We start from the raw sequence: 14,698 nt of genomic DNA, 5'->3' as shown, positions 1-14,698 counted from the left end.
ACCCATGCTGCTGCGTTTTACCAAGATGCATGGGCTGGGTAATGACTTCATGGTCCTGGACCTGGTGAGTCAGCACGCGCATATCTTGCCCAAGCACGCCAAACAATGGGGCGACCGGCATACCGGTATCGGTTTCGACCAGTTGCTGATCGTCGAAGCGCCGAGCAATCCGGACGTGGATTTCCGTTACCGGATCTTCAACTCCGACGGTTCCGAAGTGGAGCAGTGTGGCAACGGTGCCCGCTGCTTCGCCCGCTTCGTGCTGGACAAACGCCTGACGGCCAAGCGCCAGATCCGGGTCGAGACCAAGAGCGGCATTATCGAGCTGGATGTGCGCAACGACGGGCAGATCAGCGTCGACATGGGTCCGCCACACCTTGCCCCACAGGATATTCCGTTCACGGCCCCCGCTCAGGCACTGAGCTACAACGTCGATGTCGACGGCCAGAACGTCGAACTGGCTGCGGTGTCCATGGGCAATCCCCATGCAGTCCTGCGGGTGGACGACATCAACGGCGCGCCGGTGCATGAGCTGGGCCCGAAGATCGAACATCACCCGCGCTTCCCGGCACGGGTCAATGTGGGCTTTCTTCACGTCATTGATCGCCAGCGTGCGCAGTTGCGTGTCTGGGAACGTGGCGCGGGTGAAACCCAGGCCTGCGGCACCGGCGCATGTGCTGCAGCCGTTGCCGCCATCAGCCAGGGCTGGATGGATTCGCCTCTGTTGATTGATCTGCCCGGCGGACGCCTGTCCATCGAGTGGGCAGGTCCGGGGCATTCTGTGATGATGACAGGCCCGGCAGTACGGGTTTACGAAGGCCAAGTTCGTCTATGAGTGAGCAAATGCGATGACCGATCAGCCTCCGGCTTCAACCGACAACACCAGCGAATCGCCTGCCGATAGCGCAGTGCCAAACCTTGAAGCAGAGGCGGTTATCGCTTTCCTGCTCAAACAACCGGATTTCTTCGCCGAACACGACGAATTGCTGGTGTCGATGCGTATCCCTCACCAGCGCGGCGATACCGTCTCGCTGGTCGAGCGCCAGCTCAAGCTGCTGCGTGAACGCAATATCGAAATGCGTCATCGACTCTCGCAGTTGATGGATGTGGCCCGCGACAACGACCGTCTTTTCGAGAAAACCCGACGCCTCAACCTCGCGATGATGGACGCCACCAGCCTGGATGAACTGATCATTGCGGTGGAAGACAGCCTGCGCCAGGAATTCAAAGTGCCCTTTGTCAGCCTGGTCCTGTTCAGCGACAACCCCATGCCTGTCGGCCGCTGGGTCAGCAGTGCTGACGCGCAGAAAGCCATCGGCGGCCTGATTGGCGAAAAAACCGTGTGCGGCGCATTGCGCGAGCATGAGCTGACGTTCCTGTTCGGCGAAGAACAAAGCAAGGAAGTGGGCTCCACCGCCATCGTGACCCTGAACCATCTGGGCCTGCACGGCGTACTCGCGATTGGCAGCCGCGATCCGCAGCACTATAAAAGCTCGGTCGGCACGCTGTTCCTCAGCTATATCGCCGACGTCCTGAGCCGCCTGCTGCCGCGCTTCACTCATTCGCTACGCTCGGTTCGCTAGCCATGGAACAGCATCTGGACGCCTACTGCACTCACCTGCGCAGTGAGCGTCAGGTGTCGCCTCATACGCTGGATGCCTATCGACGCGACCTGAACAAGGTGCTCGAATTCAGCAAGAAGGCGGGCGTTTCAAACTGGGCAGACCTGGATATCCAGCTTCTGCGCAGCTTTACTGCCCGCCAGCACCAGCAAGGCCAGTCTTCACGCAGCCTGGCGCGCATGCTGTCGGCGGTGCGGGGGCTCTACAAATACCTGTGCCGCGAAGGCCTGTGCGAGCATGACCCGGCCAATGGCCTGGCACCGCCCAAAGGCGAGCGGCGACTGCCCAAGACCCTTGACACGGACCGCACATCGCAACTTCTGGACGGCGCGGTCGAAGACGACTTCCTGGCCCATCGCGATCAGGCCATCATGGAGCTGCTGTATTCTTCAGGGCTGCGCCTGTCGGAGCTTACGAGCCTGAATCTGGATCAACTGGACCTGAGCGACGGGCTGGTCCAGGTACTCGGCAAAGGCAGCAAGACCCGTGTTCTTCCGGTGGGCACCAAGGCCCGTCAGGCCCTGGAAACCTGGCTGCCCCTGCGCGCCCTGGCCAATCCGCAGGACGATGCGGTATTCGTCAGCCAGCAAGGCCGGCGACTGGGGCCAAGGGCGATCCAGAAACGGCTCAAGACCGCCGGGGAACGCGAGCTGGGTCAAAACCTTCACCCGCACATGCTGCGCCACTCATTCGCGAGTCATCTGCTGGAATCTTCCCAGGACCTGCGCGCCGTGCAGGAACTGCTCGGCCATGCCGACATCAAGACCACACAAATCTATACCCACCTGGACTTCCAACATCTGGCCAGCGTGTACGACAGCGCCCACCCTCGCGCCAAACGCAAAGGATCTGCCGATGATTAAGCTCATTACCTTCGATCTCGATGACACGCTATGGGACACGGCCCCGGCCATCGCCAGTGCCGAAACGGTGCTGCGCAACTGGCTGGGCGAGCATGCGCCCCTGCTCGGACCATTGCCGATCGAACACCTATGGGAAATCCGCTCACGCCTGATCGAAGCCGAACCGACCCTCAAGCACCGCATCAGCGCCCTGAGACGCCGCGTGCTGTTTCATGCCCTGCAAGACGCAGGTTATGGCGCTTCTGAGGCACAGGATCTGGCCGACAAGAGCTTTGAAGTGTTCTTGCATGCCCGGCATCAGGTGCAGATATTCCCAGAGGTGCAGCCAACCCTGGAAATCCTCGCCAAGACCTTCACTCTGGGCGTCATCACCAACGGCAATGCCGATGTGCGCCGTCTGGGGCTGGCGGACTACTTCGCCTTCGCCCTGTGCGCCGAAGACCTGGGCATCGGCAAACCCGACCCGGCACCGTTTCTGGAAGCGCTCAAGCGTGGTAACAGCGACGCCAGCAATGCCGTCCATATCGGCGATCACCCCAGCGACGACATCGAAGGCGCGCAGCGCGCCGGCCTGCGGGCCATCTGGTACAACCCGCAAGGCAAGGTCTGGGAAGCCGACACACGGCCCGATGCAGAGATCAGCAGCCTGAGCCAGTTGCCCGAGACTCTGAAACGCCTGTAGGAATATATCTGTCACAAGGAGCGAATTCATTCGCGAAGCTCTTCGCGAATGAATTCGCTCCTACAAAAAGCATCATCCAAGAAAAAGCCCGCAGCGACAGCGGGCTTTTTCTCATACGGTCATTGCCCCCTTAGATAGGGCGGCTACCGTATTTGTTGTCCGGCTTCTTGGGCGGATCGGCGACCACATTGGCCTCCACTTCCTGCACCTTGCCACCACGAGCGAGGAATTCTTCCATCGCACGGGCCAGAGCATCACGCTCTTTGTTCTTGGCTTCTACACTGGGAAGCTCATCGACCGAAACTGCGGCCTTGGACTTGCCCTTGGCAGGTGTAGCCGAGACTTCAGCACCATCATCAGAGTCGGCAGCGTCGTCTTCAGGAGCAGCAGCAAGCTCCTCGCCGTCTTCCTCACCTTCCAGATCGTCTACCAGATCGTCGTTATCGTTGTCGTCGTCGCTCATGTTCTACCTCATGACTTGCGAAAGCAGATTAGTTATAGCCCAACAGCCCTGAAAATCGAAGGCTGTCGGAAAAAATTCAACACCGCTGAAACCAGCGGTCATGTCCATTCACCCTGAAGGGTTGCAAGGACATTGCGAGCACCGCCAGCCTCTCGATGCTCACCCAGATAAACACCTTGCCAGGTGCCCAACGCCAATCGCCCAGCCGTTACCGGTAAAACCAACTGGCAGCCTAACAAACTGGCCTTGAAATGCGCCGGCAAATCGTCAGGACCTTCGTCGTTATGTTCATATCCGTCAGTACCCTCTGGGACCAGACGGCTGAAAAAGCGCTCGAAATCACGACGTACCGCCGGGTCGGCATTCTCGTTGACGGTCAACGAGGCCGAGGTATGTTGCAGCCACAAATGCAGCAATCCGACTCGACAACCACGCAGTTCGGGCAACCCTGCAAGTATCTCGTCCGTTACCAGATGAAACCCGCGAGGCCTTGCCCGGAGGGTAATTCTGGATTGATGCCACATACCGTTCTCCGCACGTTCGGCGCGCATTCTAACTCGACTGAGAAAAAAGCAAAGCGCGCAATAAACAAGCCGGTCTACAAGTTAACGATCATCCCCGTGACAGCATTACAACCGCTGTACCGATAAGCCGTAATCATCGCTAACGACACAGACAATGGAAGCTGTAATGCGCGGATGGTTCACAAAGTCCGGATAAAAAAAATGCCCGGTGAGACCGGGCATTTTTCTGCAACTACGGCTGATTACAAGTTGTAGCCACGCTCGTTGTGTTGCGCAAGGTCCAGACCCACGGACTCTTCTTCGTCGGTCACACGCAGACCGATGACAACGTCCAGCACCTTGAGGATGATGTAGGTCACGATTGCGGTGTAGATGACGGTGAAGGCTACGCCCTTGAACTGAATCCAGACTTGAGCGCCGATGTCGGTCACAGTGCCGAAGCCGCCCAGTGCAGGAGCAGCGAACACACCGGTCAGGATCGCACCGACGATACCGCCGACACCGTGAACGCCGAATGCATCCAGGGAGTCATCGTAGCCCAGCTTGCGTTTCAGGCTGGTGGCGCAGAAGAAGCAGATCACGCCAGACGCCAGACCGATGATCAGTGCGCCCATCGGGCCTGCGGTACCGGCAGCCGGAGTGATGGCAACCAGACCGGCAACCACACCCGAAGCGATACCCAGGGCGCTTGGCTTGCCGTGAGTCAGCCACTCGGCGAACATCCAGCCCAGAGCAGCGGCAGCGGTAGCGATCTGGGTAACCAGCATGGCCATACCGGCAGTGCCGTTTGCAGCAGCAGCGGAACCGGCGTTGAAGCCGAACCAGCCGATCCACAGCATGGCAGCACCGATCAGGGTGTAACCCAGGTTGTGCGGAGCCATCGGAGTGGTCGGGAAGCCTTTACGCTTGCCCAGCACCAGACAGGCAACCAGACCAGCAACACCGGCGTTGATGTGCACGACAGTGCCGCCAGCGAAGTCCAGAACGCCCCAGTCCCACATCAGGCCACCGACGCCGCCCCAGACCATGTGGGCGATTGGCGCGTAGACCAGGGTGAACCAGATAGCCATGAAGATCAGCATCGCGGAGAACTTCATGCGTTCTGCGAAGGCACCGACGATCAGGGCCGGAGTGATGATGGCGAAAGTCATCTGGAAGGTGACGAACACTGCTTCAGGGAACAAGGCCGCAGAACCGGTGATGCTCGAAGGCGTGATACCTGCCAGGAACGCCTTGCCCAGACCGCCGAAGAAGGAGTTGAAGTTGACGACGCCAGCTTCCATGCCCGTGGTGTCGAAAGCAAGGCTGTAGCCGTAGACGACCCACAGGATGCTGATCAGACCGGTAATGGCGAAGCACTGCATCATCACGGAAAGAATGTTTTTGGAGCGGACCATGCCGCCGTAGAACAGGGCAAGACCGGGGATGGTCATGAACAGCACCAGCGCGGTGGCTGTGAGCATCCAGGCGGTGTCACCTGAGTTGAGAACGGGGGCTGCCACTTCGTCCGCCGCCATGGCCAGGCCAGGGGTTACGAGGGACAACAGGGCTCCTAGCCCTGCGAATTGACGCAGAGTCATATTGTTTACTCCTGGGGCGTGGGGTTTGGCAGCTTAAATGGCGTCGGTATCGGTTTCGCCGGTACGGATGCGTATAGCCTGTTCCAGATTCACAACAAAAATTTTGCCGTCCCCGATCTTGCCGGTGTTGGCAGCCTTGGTGATGGCCTCGATGACACGATCCAGATCCTTGTCATCGATAGCGACGTCGATCTTCACTTTTGGAAGGAAGTCGACTACGTATTCAGCACCGCGATACAGCTCGGTGTGTCCCTTTTGGCGACCGAAACCTTTTACCTCGGTAACAGTGATGCCCTGCACGCCGATTTCGGACAGCGACTCGCGCACGTCGTCCAGTTTGAACGGCTTGATGATGGCAGTGACTAGCTTCATGAAAACTTTCTCCCGAATTGGTGGACTTGCCCCAGGAAAACAAACCCGACTCAAGTCTAAGCGCAGTGCCTGGCTTTGTAACGCGTCGGCGGCCAGTTAAAGGCCCGACCAACTCCAGAAAACCGCTTCTGACGAAACACATCCCCGCTCCGCCTGCCGCACTGCATTCGTCACAGCGACTGCATCAGTGCATGGGTCACAAGCCATTAAGCAGAAAGCTTGCCATCTCGTGAATATTCATCAAATACAGGGCCTTGAGCACTTTTTCAGCCATCTGGCCCGTTTTGGCCACCACGCAACGCACAACTACAGTGCACTCGTGCACGCCTACACGCTCAATAACTGTGCATCGCCGGTGCCCTGAAAATGACTATAGATGCTGCGTGCTACACTGCCGCCCATCTGATACAGGAAAATCATCATGCTCGCGCCCAAAGCTTTCCTCGACGCCCTGAGTGGCCACGCCTCCCGCTTGTTCAACGGCGAGACCCCGCTGCCCCGCAACGAATTCGAAACCCAGTTCAAGGCCCTGCTGCAAAGCGGCTTCAGCAAACTGGATCTGGTCAGCCGCGAAGAGTTCGACAGCCAGATGGCCGTACTTGCCCGCACGCGGGCTCGCCTTGAGGCGCTGGAGGCCAAGGTGGCGGAGATGGAAGAGAGGATCGGAAACGCCGGACAGTCATAATGTCCGCACACAAAAATGGCCCATCGATGGGCCATTTTTGTTATCGGGTCATGCGTTTACTGATGCTTGTCCGTCAACGTCGAGCGCACGTCACGCACCTGGCTGGCGGATACCTCAGGAGCACTGTTCGACCAGCCCTTTCTCAGGAAAGACGCCAGTTCTGCGACTTCCGAATCGTTCATCCGCTCGGCAAAGCCGGGCATTGGCAGAACAGATGGGGATCTGGCCGTGGAAGGCGTCTGGGCACCGGCAAGAATCACATTAAGCAAAGCCGTCGGGTTTTGCGCGTTGATGATCGAGGCTCCGTCCAGACGAGGGAAAACCCGTGGCGCACCGTCGCCTTTGACGAAGTGGCAGGCACCGCAGTTATCCAGATACAGACGCTCACCCAGAGTCAGGTCCTTGGCCGCCGTCAGTTTGCGGGCTGTGGCTTCGCTGCCTTGAGCCTTCTGCTGATCGGCAGGCTTGTCGCCCGCAGCCAGAGACTTCAGATAGGCTGCCATGGCATGCAGGTCTTCGTTCGTCATGTGCGAAGTGCTGTTGGCCACCACATCCGTCATTTCACCCGCGACCGATGCGGTGCTGTTACGACCGGAACCCAGGTAGTCGACGATGTCATCCTGCGACCAGTGCGCGATACCGTGAATCGAAGGCACCGACCAGCCATTGAGCAGCGCACCACTCAAGTAGGCAGGATCTTTCTCATCCAGAGCCTTTTCCTGCATGGTCAGCGCACGCGGCGTATGGCATGAGCCGCAATGCCCCAAGCCTTGCACCAGGTAAGCACCACGAGCGATCTGCTCGCCACTGCTTGCGGTCGAGGCCTTGAGCGAAACGGCAGCCGACTCGGGAGACGGCGAGAACAGCGTGCGCCAGTAAGCCAGCGGCCAGCGGATCGAAAGCGGCCACGGAATATCATTGGCCTTGTTCGATTGCTTGACGGGCGCGACGCCTTTCATGAAATAGGCATACAGCGCCTCGATATCGCCCTCTGTAACCCTGGCATACGAAGGGAACGGCATTGCCGGATACAGGGCACTGCCATCATGACCAACGCCACGTCGTACGGCACGCTCGAAATCGCCATAACTCCAGCGACCGATACCGGTGTCACCGTCTGGCGTGATGTTGGTGGCATAGATCGTACCGATAGGCGACTCGATACCGCGTCCCCCGGCGAAGGCTTTGCCATCATGACTGGTATGGCAAGCAACACAGTCGCCAGCACGTGCCAGATAAGCGCCCTTGCTGATGAGTTCAGGCGTGATTGCCTGAGTCATCTGCGCAGACGCATCACCCGAGCGATTGAGGGTAATGCTGAACAGCCAGCCCAACAGGGCGATCACCACACCGGCAAAGATCAGGACAGGCAATAAAGAGCGGGATTTCAATTTCATCGTCTCACTCCTCATACCTGAACCAGCGGGCCAGGGTTTTTCAGGTACTGATCTTTGATGGCCTGAGCCGAGAACAGGGTCAGAGCGCCGATCAGCGCGGTCGGGTTGGCCTGGAAGTTCTGCGGGAAGGCATTGCCGCCCGGCACGAAGACGTTATGCACGTCCCAGCTCTGCAGGTAACGGTTGAGCGCGCTGGTTTCCGGAGACTCGCCCATGACGGCGCCACCCACGTTATGGGTCGAAACGTACTTGGTGATGTCCCAATGCGAATCCATCGACAGGAAGCTTTCGCTGTAGCTGTCAGGCCCCAGCTCCTTGGTGATATCCAGCACGATCTTGCGCAGATGCTGTTGCAGCCGCAGCTCGTTCAGCTTCCAGTCGAAAGTGATGCGCAGCAACGGCTGCCCCCACGGGTCCTTGTAGGTCGGGTCCAGATCCACATAGTGGCCGCGATAGGACTGGCAACTGGTGGTGATGCTGACCTTCATCGAATGGCCATACCAATCCTGCAGGCCTTCTTTCCAGCCCTGGCCCCATGCTGGCGTACCGCTCGGCAAGGATGTACCAATCGGCGTGCCGGTTGCCTGGGAACTGTGGATCTTGGCACCGCCGATAAAGCCCAGCGAAGGCCCATCGAAGTTGCCCGGCGAGACGTCGTTGAACATCTGCCCGGTAGCGCCAGCAGTGGCGAACGGATTGAACTCCTTGTCCTTGAAGAACAGCGTGGAGCCGCCGTTGCTCAGGAAGGCGTAGTTGCGCCCGATGGTGCCTGTTTCCGTGATCGGGTCGTATGGCTTGCCGATACCGGACAACAACATCAGCCGCACGTTGACGAACTGGAACCCGGCCAGCACGACGATGCTGGCAGGCTGGAACACCATGTTGCCGTGCTCGTCGGCGTAGGTAACACCACGGGCCGTCTTGCCGTCCGGATGCAGCTCGACCTTCAGGACGTTGGCGTTGACCCGATACGAGAAGTTTTCCATGCGCTTGAGCGAATCCATCACCGCTGTCTGCGGCGAAGCTTTCGAGTAGTTCAGGCATGGGTACTTGCTGCAATAACCGCAGTAGTTGCAGGGCGCAATCTGGTTGCCGTAAGGGTTGGTCCAGGCGCGTGAGGCGTTCGCCGAAGGGTTCGGGAACGGATGGTAGCCAAGCTTGCGGGCGGCTTCGGCGAACATCTTGTTGTTGAGGGTATCTTCCAGCGCAGGCAGCGGGAACGGATACGAACGCGGCCCTTCAAAGGGGTCGCCACCCTCGATGATCCGGCCTTGCAGGTTGCCGGTATTACCGGACAGGCCACAGATCTTGTCGAACTTGTCCAGGTAGGGCTCGATTTCTTCCCATGTGAACGGGTAATCACCGATCCGCATGTCTTCCTGCAGGATGCCCGGCTTGTAGGCCTGGTCCGCATAAGTCTTGAGTTTGATATCGGTCGGCGTCGGACGAATCAATACACCCGTCCAGTGCAGGCCGGAACCACCCACGCCGGTACCGGGAACAAAAGCGCCCCACTTGCGGGTCGGCAGGGCCGTGTCCTTCATGGTGTGGCGAACGGTCAGGGCACCATCTTTCGGCGTGACCATGATTTTGTTGCGTACGCCATAAGCGTACTGGTCAGCAGGCTTGGGATAGGCGAAATCAGCGTTGCTGCGATCTTCGCCGCGCTCCAGAGCGCGTACTTTCAAACCGGCCTGAGCCAGCTCGATACTCATCAGCGAGCCAGCCCAACCCAGGCCGACTACGACGACATCGACTTCGTCATTGGTAATGTTTGCCATAAGAAACCTTGATTACTGAAGTGGTTGGCGAACGGAAGTCAGGCGCGATCACCGCGCAGACTGACCGGCCCGAGCGGGTACTTGACGTTGTGCTGGGTGACCCATTCCACATAGCTGGCGCGAGCGCCGGGGAAGCCGATGGCGATCCAGGCCTTCATGCCCTTGTTGCCGCCATAGATCGGATCGGAGAGGTATCCCTGCTGGGTGAGAGACAAAAGCTCGCTAAAGAACTCCTTGCCCTTGAGCGTCCCCTCGCCAAACGCGGCGAAGTTCACTTCGCCCGCCTGTAGTTTCTTCAGTGCATCGTTTTGTGCAGCCGCATCGAGCAAGGCGAAGCGGGCGCGATATTTCTCTTCACACCAGGCATCAACAACCTTGATACCGATGCGGTAGATCTGCTGCGGCAAGTAGGAAATCTGATACCCCATGGTCGCGGGAGCGTTTATCTCGAAGGGACCTTCCAGATAGATCTCACTGCCCAGATCACCCGCCAATTGCTGGTCCACAAATACCGGGACATTGGTTTCCAATGCGCCGGGACCACGACCGCCAGCAGGAATCAGGCGATCACAGGCCGCCATGATGAACGCCCACTCAGCGGCGCTGAAAAAGGCCGGGGTATAGGTTTCAAGACCTGGCGCCACCATGTCTGCCGCGGTCGCGGCACTCAGCCCCTGGATGGTCACGCCTAGAGCAGGCAAGGCGATCAGAGAAGAAAGCAGAAACTTTCTTCGAGATGTTTGCTTGGATAACAACATATAGAGGCCACCTATGAATGCTCACAAGAAAAACCCCGGACAAACATGATCAGTCACTGAAAGCCTCAAAATGCTGCTGTTCAACCCTTCGCAAACGCAAATCGCAGGCAGCCGAATGCCGCTCCTGATCGGGAGAAGGTAATCATCGACTGTTCAGGTTCTGGACTATTTCAACGCAAAAAATATCGGGTGCTCCAGCGCGCACCAGCAATGCATACATGCATTTACTTGGCGTCACCTTCAGGCGTAATCCAGAACAGGGCTGGCAGACTCGTGGGCTGCTCTAATTGTGATTCGTTTGCATCGGAGGCTGCTGTATGAAGTAGAAATTCATTCAGCACAACATAGAAAAGCGATACTTGAGTATCGTCTGCTCATCACGGGAGCCCGATACTAACAGCTAAAAGATTCACGTAACAAATTATTTCTTCATGACAGTCAAGGCGACCTTACGTCGCAGGCATCTCAAGCCTTCCACAGCTCTAGAACGAGCCTCTTCACTGAGCTTGACGGTAGATTTTCAACGCTCGAAATGCCAACCAAAAAGTGAAGAAATACAACTAATAAGCGAACACCGCCTGTGGAAAGATGCAGTAGAAGTTCGTCTTTTTCCCTCACCTTACTCAGACTAGCCTGCAAATCCCACAACCTGAATGAAGACTGCCCAACTACCGAGCAAAACCCAGAAAACTGCAAAAATCCAGGGCGTACGCATCGAAAACAGCAACGCCTTGCGATACCCCTTATGCGTCGACTCATGCTCATTGAACAGCGGCGACTCGTCATACGCGATGCCCATGATCGGCTCACTGCGCAGCAACTCACTTTGCTTGTAATGCCAGTGATCAATGATGTCGTAAGCCGCACGAATACCCGGCCAGGCATTCAGAGAACTCAACGCCCCCAACAACGCCAGAAACGGCGGCACAAACATCGTGAACAGCTTGCCCCACTCCGGATTGAGGTTTGCCATGCAGGAAGCGAAAGCGATCACCAGAAAGGATTGCGCGGTCAGGTAGGCATCTGTCCGGTTGGCCAGAATGGTGGTTTCGTACTGGATCTCCTTTCGGTAGAAATCCAGACGGTCCTTGGGGGAGCCGAACATCTTGGCGTCGTGTTCGGTGGCGTTGGAGGTTGCGTCTGTGGTTTGGGAGGTCAGAATTCTTGGCAAGAGGGGTGGTCTCCATGCGGGTTGTATTGAATGGAGAGTGACCTGTGTGGGAGGTGGGTGTTCAGAAGACTTTACAAGGGGCAGATGGAAGGTTTTGGGGGTTGGGCCGAAGCCGAGCTTGAAGCAGCACGGGCCCGGATGCACGAGACTAATGAAAATCAGGGGTGGTATTGATGGGCGCAATAACAATCAACCGTTTAATTCAGGGACTTGGTCGCTCTCACAAGGCACGCGATGGATCCGCGTATTTTTAAGCGGGCGGAATCCCCCATGGCGTAACTGCAGCATCTAAAAAATCGACAACAGAAAGTGAATCACCCACGGCATAATGGCATTTGGAAATCACTGATGATTGACATACAACACAAGGATCCAGCATGCCAAATCTGAGCAAATACGAACAACACGCTCTTAAGGAAATTCAAAACTGGAAGGAGCCTAACATTGGCTGGTTCGGCCAGGCGCTGAAGGTGATAAACCAGCCGCTAGACAAAGCAGGCGACCTCTTGTTCAAGTCGCCAGGCGTCGGCCCCGCGATCCAAGGTGCAATCGAAGGCTTGACCAGTGTATGCCACGACGCGGCCCAGTGGAGCGTTAGACCAGAAGCAATTTTTGAAGAGTTTCGTGGCGACGGGCACATCACTATTAAAGCCCACAAGGACATCCACGACCTGGATCTGGAGCAAATAGACAAAGTCGTTGGCTTCCTAGGAGCTAAATACAAGGGCATCGCTCTGGTGGAAGGCGCTGGAGCAGGTGTCGCAGGCATAGCTGGTCTGGCAGTCGATATCCCGGCGCTGATCACACTTAACCTTCGAGCTATCGGCGAGTACGCCGCCTACTACGGCTTTGATACCTCACGGCAAGAGGAGAGATTATTCGCTTTCAATGTGCTTGGCCTTGCCTCCTCTCCCACCGATAGCTCCAAGACGCTCGCCATGGCTCAACTGATCAAGATTTCTCAAGATGTTGCAAAGAAAGCAACATGGCAAGAGTTGGAAAAAAGCGTTTTCGTGAAGATCATCCAAGAAATAGCCAAAGCCTTGGGCATACGTCTCACAAAAGCAAAGCTCGCACAAACAATTCCCGTTGTGGGGGCCGCAGTGGGCGGTGGTTTTAATGCTTACTTCACTATGAGAGTCTGCGACGCGGCCTTCTACCTTTATCGGGAGCGCTTCCTAGCGCAAAAGCATGGTCCAGAGGTGATTGAGGTGACCGTAAAACCCGCCGACGACTATGACCCACACTACACTGACGTTTGACAGGTGATATTATAACCTTGGCATTGCTGGAATATGCGACATGAAACCTGACATCGACGATATTACAACGGTGATTCAGGCTGGCGCTGTGTCAGCTCTCGCGCAAGAGCTCCACGGATCGAGAAAGCTGCTGAATGGAGGCCTAGGATTCGCTAATACCCTAGACCTTCTTTTTTGCCTGCGATAATCAAGCAGTCTCTCGCAAAGCAAGCATCGTGGGCGGCGCTCCACTTGACATAGCATTACAAACCCTATAGACAATTAAATTGACAGCAATCTGAAAATAAAGACCTCAGAAATATTTTCATCAAACTCTATCAATAAGAGCAGTCCATCATTATAATTCGGGCGCTTTTTTAAGCTTGAAATGTGGCAAATAGCCATCATTTAGATGTCTAATTGGCTTTAACTCCAGAACCGCTGACAACGCTGCTCCTGCTACGCAGGGAAAAAGCGAGTCACTCATGAAGGATCATCAGCATGTGGTTCAAAAAACTTCTCAGGGCTCTGTTGCCCACGTATGCCAAGATACCTGCACGGTCATCTGAAGCGGCAGATATGGTAGTAACCAGAAGCCTGGTTCGCTCGTACGCTCGCGGCAACGTGAATCTCCAAGGCGGTCGTTATGTGACCTCGTCACAAATCGAAGCTCGCAAGCAGAAGCTTGCTCAACATTCGTTCTGAGACAGCTTTCACCGTGACAAACCTGTCCCTGCCTGACGTCCAGGAGCTGGATGTACGCGCGCGCGCCAAAGCGTTGGTGCGCCTTTTCCAGCTCGCCGAAGAAAAAATCAAACTGGTTGAAAACCTCAATCAGGAATTGTCGATCCCTGCGATCAATGAATTGCGTTATGCCGGGTATCACATGACGCAATTCCTAGCCAGCACAGGCGAAGAGGCCGACAAGCAACTCGGGAAAGCCGAGAACCATTGCAAACGCGCCATCTACGATGCCGTTGAAGCAGGGGTAACCAGCCAATTAGAAATGATCAAAGTCTTCCAGAGCGACTTTCGCAATGTAATTATCAGCGAAACGATCACTCGCTACCCGCAAATCAGGAAACAGATCAAAGCTGCGCGCGACCTGATTCTTACTCCCAGGGATCCAGCAACAGACCGCTCTGAATATTACGAGCAATGCTCCATTCACCTGGAAATTATGCGCGAAGCCCACGATGAGCTTGAGTCCTACCGTGAGGAACTGATTCAGCGCATCGAGCAGCAAAATAAAGAGGCTCGTAACCGGCAAGTAGCCTTTGCAACTCTATTGGTGGCATTGGCTGGATCTGGATACGCTGGATTGGCCTATCACAAACCAAGCCCCACGACCATCACGCACACAGTACCGGCAATCAATCCCGCTCCCGCACAAGCAAGCCAAGCAGCGACCGCCACACCGATCGAACTATCAAGTAAGCAACCTTGAAGAGAATACAAAAAAGCCAAAATAGGCTTTTTTGTGCTGCCTGTCCCGTCCTGAATAAGGTTTACACCTTCTAACTTCTTTTCAGGAAGGTGCAATGGACACGGGCGCGAAG

The 14,698-nt window shown here is 56.5% G+C and carries 16 protein-coding genes; 8 read left to right on the top strand and 8 right to left on the bottom strand.

All coding sequences use genetic code 11. The features are described 5' to 3' along the window. The first annotated feature begins 4 nt into the window (after nt 1-4). From dapF to K5D32_RS26340, 5 genes are read left to right on the top strand one after another with little or no spacing between them, the layout of a single operon-like run. Nucleotides 5-835, top strand: a complete 831-nt coding sequence (gene dapF, locus K5D32_RS18665; RefSeq protein WP_221575431.1) for a diaminopimelate epimerase — start codon at nt 5-7, stop codon at nt 833-835. A 13-nt stretch (nt 836-848) separates the two neighbouring features. Then, a complete protein-coding gene (locus K5D32_RS18660; RefSeq protein WP_198728165.1) occupies nt 849-1,583 on the top strand; it encodes a DUF484 family protein in 735 nt (244 codons plus the stop codon). Between the two features lie 2 nt (nt 1,584-1,585). After that, nucleotides 1,586-2,485: a tyrosine recombinase XerC gene (xerC, locus tag K5D32_RS18655; RefSeq protein ID WP_221594524.1), complete on the top strand. Its 900-nt coding sequence runs from the start codon at nt 1,586-1,588 to the stop codon at nt 2,483-2,485. After that, nucleotides 2,478-3,167: an HAD family hydrolase gene (locus K5D32_RS18650; RefSeq protein ID WP_221601396.1), complete on the top strand. Its 690-nt coding sequence runs from the start codon at nt 2,478-2,480 to the stop codon at nt 3,165-3,167. The genes xerC and K5D32_RS18650 overlap by 8 nt, the downstream gene beginning before the upstream one ends. A gap of 4 nt (nt 3,168-3,171) precedes the next feature. Next, the gene (locus K5D32_RS26340; protein ID WP_221601421.1) at nt 3,172-3,219 is read left to right on the top strand and encodes a hypothetical protein; all 48 of its coding nucleotides are present in this window, start codon (nt 3,172-3,174) and stop codon (nt 3,217-3,219) included. 78 nt (nt 3,220-3,297) lie between these two features. Here K5D32_RS26340 and sutA read toward each other — a convergent pair whose 3' ends face one another. The 4 genes from sutA to glnK form a co-directional block, all read right to left on the bottom strand. Beyond that, nucleotides 3,298-3,630 (bottom strand): transcriptional regulator SutA, encoded by a 333-nt coding sequence (gene sutA / locus K5D32_RS18640; RefSeq protein WP_025257954.1) that lies wholly within the window; start codon nt 3,628-3,630, stop codon nt 3,298-3,300. Between the two features lie 98 nt (nt 3,631-3,728). Further along, entirely contained in the window at nt 3,729-4,154 is a 426-nt protein-coding gene (locus K5D32_RS18635) for a secondary thiamine-phosphate synthase enzyme YjbQ (RefSeq protein ID WP_221557151.1), read from the bottom strand. Nucleotides 4,155-4,396: 242 nt separating this feature from the next. Beyond that, the gene (locus K5D32_RS18630; RefSeq protein ID WP_025257953.1) at nt 4,397-5,734 is read right to left on the bottom strand and encodes an ammonium transporter; all 1,338 of its coding nucleotides are present in this window, start codon (nt 5,732-5,734) and stop codon (nt 4,397-4,399) included. A 33-nt stretch (nt 5,735-5,767) separates the two neighbouring features. Further along, nucleotides 5,768-6,106, bottom strand: a complete 339-nt coding sequence (gene glnK / locus K5D32_RS18625; RefSeq protein WP_002555808.1) for a P-II family nitrogen regulator — start codon at nt 6,104-6,106, stop codon at nt 5,768-5,770. Between the two features lie 421 nt (nt 6,107-6,527). On the opposite strand from glnK, the gene K5D32_RS18620 reads away from it, so the two are divergent. Beyond that, nucleotides 6,528-6,791 (top strand): accessory factor UbiK family protein, encoded by a 264-nt coding sequence (locus K5D32_RS18620; protein ID WP_221557153.1) that lies wholly within the window; start codon nt 6,528-6,530, stop codon nt 6,789-6,791. Between the two features lie 56 nt (nt 6,792-6,847). Here the strand turns inward: K5D32_RS18620 and K5D32_RS18615 are convergent, their stop codons facing one another. The 4 genes from K5D32_RS18615 to K5D32_RS18600 form a co-directional block, all read right to left on the bottom strand. Beyond that, nucleotides 6,848-8,188, bottom strand: a complete 1,341-nt coding sequence (locus K5D32_RS18615; RefSeq protein ID WP_221594525.1) for a cytochrome c — start codon at nt 8,186-8,188, stop codon at nt 6,848-6,850. A gap of 11 nt (nt 8,189-8,199) precedes the next feature. Beyond that, the gene (locus K5D32_RS18610; protein ID WP_221575426.1) at nt 8,200-9,969 is read right to left on the bottom strand and encodes a GMC family oxidoreductase; all 1,770 of its coding nucleotides are present in this window, start codon (nt 9,967-9,969) and stop codon (nt 8,200-8,202) included. A gap of 38 nt (nt 9,970-10,007) precedes the next feature. Then, the gene (locus tag K5D32_RS18605; protein WP_221601394.1) at nt 10,008-10,727 is read right to left on the bottom strand and encodes a gluconate 2-dehydrogenase subunit 3 family protein; all 720 of its coding nucleotides are present in this window, start codon (nt 10,725-10,727) and stop codon (nt 10,008-10,010) included. A 628-nt stretch (nt 10,728-11,355) separates the two neighbouring features. After that, nucleotides 11,356-11,898, bottom strand: coding sequence for a hypothetical protein (locus K5D32_RS18600; RefSeq protein ID WP_221594528.1), 543 nt, complete (start codon nt 11,896-11,898; stop codon nt 11,356-11,358). 377 nt (nt 11,899-12,275) lie between these two features. Here K5D32_RS18600 and K5D32_RS18595 point away from each other — a divergent pair, with 377 nt between their 5' ends. Then, nucleotides 12,276-13,160, top strand: coding sequence for an EcsC family protein (locus tag K5D32_RS18595; RefSeq protein ID WP_221601392.1), 885 nt, complete (start codon nt 12,276-12,278; stop codon nt 13,158-13,160). Between the two features lie 664 nt (nt 13,161-13,824). Next, entirely contained in the window at nt 13,825-14,586 is a 762-nt protein-coding gene (locus K5D32_RS18590) for a hypothetical protein (RefSeq protein ID WP_221601390.1), read from the top strand. Nucleotides 14,587-14,698 lie beyond the last annotated feature (112 nt).

This window comes from Pseudomonas cichorii, from assembly GCF_019719005.1.
Taxonomy (GTDB): Bacteria; Pseudomonadota; Gammaproteobacteria; order Pseudomonadales; family Pseudomonadaceae; genus Aquipseudomonas; species Aquipseudomonas cichorii_E.
Note: the sequence above shows the minus strand (reverse complement) of the source record. Positions and strands in the feature narration are given on the sequence as shown.

Bases quoted from the DNA above. Each gene is read 5' to 3' on its own strand.
- K5D32_RS18605 (WP_221601394.1), bottom strand. From the start codon at position 10,727: ATGTTGTTATCCAAGCAAACATCTCGAAGAAAGTTTCTGCTTTCTTCT.
- glnK (WP_002555808.1), bottom strand. From the start codon at position 6,106: ATGAAGCTAGTCACTGCCATCATCAAGCCGTTCAAACTGGACGACGTG.
- K5D32_RS18650 (WP_221601396.1), top strand. From the start codon at position 2,478: ATGATTAAGCTCATTACCTTCGATCTCGATGACACGCTATGGGACACG.
- K5D32_RS18630 (WP_025257953.1), bottom strand. From the start codon at position 5,734: ATGACTCTGCGTCAATTCGCAGGGCTAGGAGCCCTGTTGTCCCTCGTA.
- xerC (WP_221594524.1), top strand. From the start codon at position 1,586: ATGGAACAGCATCTGGACGCCTACTGCACTCACCTGCGCAGTGAGCGT.
- K5D32_RS18595 (WP_221601392.1), top strand. From the start codon at position 12,276: ATGCCAAATCTGAGCAAATACGAACAACACGCTCTTAAGGAAATTCAA.
- dapF (WP_221575431.1), top strand. From the start codon at position 5: ATGCTGCTGCGTTTTACCAAGATGCATGGGCTGGGTAATGACTTCATG.
- K5D32_RS18620 (WP_221557153.1), top strand. From the start codon at position 6,528: ATGCTCGCGCCCAAAGCTTTCCTCGACGCCCTGAGTGGCCACGCCTCC.
- K5D32_RS18610 (WP_221575426.1), bottom strand. From the start codon at position 9,969: ATGGCAAACATTACCAATGACGAAGTCGATGTCGTCGTAGTCGGCCTG.
- sutA (WP_025257954.1), bottom strand. From the start codon at position 3,630: ATGAGCGACGACGACAACGATAACGACGATCTGGTAGACGATCTGGAA.
- K5D32_RS18660 (WP_198728165.1), top strand. From the start codon at position 849: ATGACCGATCAGCCTCCGGCTTCAACCGACAACACCAGCGAATCGCCT.
- K5D32_RS18615 (WP_221594525.1), bottom strand. From the start codon at position 8,188: ATGAAATTGAAATCCCGCTCTTTATTGCCTGTCCTGATCTTTGCCGGT.
- K5D32_RS18635 (WP_221557151.1), bottom strand. From the start codon at position 4,154: ATGTGGCATCAATCCAGAATTACCCTCCGGGCAAGGCCTCGCGGGTTT.